We start from the raw sequence: 479 nt of genomic DNA, 5'->3' as shown, positions 1-479 counted from the left end.
CCTCGCCGCGTCCTTCGTGTTCGTCGTCGGGGGTGACGTAGCCCAGCCCCTGGTGGAGCCGGACCGTGTTGTAGTGCACCTGGATCCGGTCGAGCTCGGCGCGCAGGACGGCGGGGTCGGTGATCTCGAGCAGGTGCGGCCACTCGATCTTGATGGTCCCGTTCAGCGACTCGATCCAGGCCTGGTCGGTCGGCGTGGAGGGCCGGCCGAAGTGTTGCGCGATGGCCAGCAGGGTCATGAACAGGCGGGTGTCCTTGGAGATCATCTGCGAGCCGTTGTCGCTGACGGCCAGCAGGATCGGGGTCAGTCCGTCCTTCGCGTCGGGGTCCACCCGCCCAGTCCCGGCCCGGTCCAGTGCCGCCTCGAGTAGTCCCTCGGACTCGAGCGCGGCGGTGAACGCGTTCTCGACCTGGATGTGGGTCTCCTCGACCGAGACGAGGTGGGTGAGCCACTTGCGTGAGACGAGGTCCTCGATGATC

Annotated in this window: 1 protein-coding gene; it reads right to left on the bottom strand. The window is 67.6% G+C overall.

The window, feature by feature from the left end; translation table 11 throughout:
• Nucleotides 1-479, bottom strand: a 479-nt coding sequence (locus N864_RS23025; RefSeq protein ID WP_034723117.1) for an integrase core domain-containing protein, incomplete at both ends; no start/stop codon positions are given.

Origin of the sequence: Intrasporangium chromatireducens Q5-1 (genome assembly GCF_000576575.1) — a bacterium.
GTDB classification, from domain to species: Bacteria; Actinomycetota; Actinomycetes; order Actinomycetales; family Dermatophilaceae; genus Intrasporangium_A; species Intrasporangium_A chromatireducens.
The sequence above is the reverse complement of the archived record's forward strand: the minus strand, read 5'-3'. Positions and strand labels throughout refer to the sequence as shown.